The following is a 1,220-nucleotide window of genomic DNA, read 5'->3' on the forward strand; positions in this document are numbered from 1 at the left end:
GGCACCGGCTCGATGGGCCGGTGGCTGGCGCCGCAGCTGCCCGGCCCGCAGCGCTGGGTGTTGCAGGACCGCGATCCGGCGCTGCTCGCCCACGCCGCCGCCCACCTGCCGGCGTCCGCCGCCGACGGCACCGCGGTGACGGTGGAGACCGCCGAGGGCGATGTCACCGATCTGACAGTGGCCGACCTGGCGGACACGTCGCTGGTGACCTGCTCGGCGTTGCTCGACCTGTTCACCACCGACGAGGTGGCCGCGCTGGCCGAGGTCTGTGTGGCGTCGGACACTCCGGCGCTGTTCACCCTGTCCGTCGTCGGCGAGGTGGTCCTGGAGCCCGCCGATCCGCTCGACGCCCAGGTCACCGAGGCGTTCAACGCCCACCAGCGGCGCTCGGTCGGCGAGCGGCGGCTGCTCGGGCCGGAGGCGGTCGGCGCGGCGGCGGAGGCGTTCGCGAAGGCCGGGGTGTCGGTGAGCGTACGGCCGAGCCCGTGGCAGCTGGGGCCCGAACAGGGCGCACTGGCCGCCGAATGGCTGCGCGGCTGGGTCGCCGCGGCCGCCGACCAGCGGCCTGACCTGGACCTGGACGCCTACCTGGCGGCCCGGACGGCGGCCGCCGAGGCGGGCCGGCTGCGGGTAACGGTAGGGCATCAAGATCTTCTCGCGCAGAAAGACTGAACCACCTGCCGCCGCCGGGACGTACTAGTCCCAGTAAGGGTGAACCTGAGGGGGCAGTCGCATGAACCGATCGATCTGGGCGTGGGTACGGGTACTCGGCGGGGTGGGGATCCTCGCCGTGCTGCTCTGGCGCCTGGGCACCGGCGCCTTCCTCGACGGCCTCCGGGTGATCGACGGCCCGGCCCTGGCCCTTGCGTTCTCCATCGGCGTCACGACCACGGTCTTCTCGGCGTGGCGGTGGTGCCTGGTGGCCCGTGGCCTGGGCATGAAGCTCTCGCTGCGCGGCGCCGTCGCCGACTACTACAAGGCGCTGTTCATCAACGCGGCGCTGCCCGGCGGCGTGCTCGGTGACGTGGACCGGGCGGTGCAGCACGGCCGGGAAGAGGGCGACGTCGGCCGCAGCGTACGAGCCGTGGTGCTCGAACGGACCGCCGGCCAGGTGGTGCTCGTCTCGGTCGGCTTGACGGTGCTGCTGACCGTACCGTCGCCGGTCCTGTCCCACCTGCAGGCCAACGCCCGCGGGCTCGCCGTCGCGGCCGCGGCCACCG

At 73.8% G+C, this 1,220-nt stretch carries 2 protein-coding genes; both read left to right on the top strand.

Annotation, left to right across the window (positions count from 1 at the left end; genetic code table 11):
• A partial coding sequence (locus AB0C29_RS49305) for an SAM-dependent methyltransferase (protein WP_360835412.1) occupies positions 1-672 on the top strand: 672 nt, incomplete at its 5' end.
• A 61-nt stretch (positions 673-733) separates the two neighbouring features.
• Positions 734-1,220, top strand: a 487-nt coding sequence (locus AB0C29_RS49310; RefSeq protein WP_360835414.1) for a lysylphosphatidylglycerol synthase transmembrane domain-containing protein, incomplete at its 3' end; no start/stop codon positions are given.

Source organism: Actinoplanes sp. NPDC048791, from assembly GCF_040650095.1.
GTDB lineage: Bacteria > Actinomycetota > Actinomycetes > Mycobacteriales > Micromonosporaceae > Actinoplanes.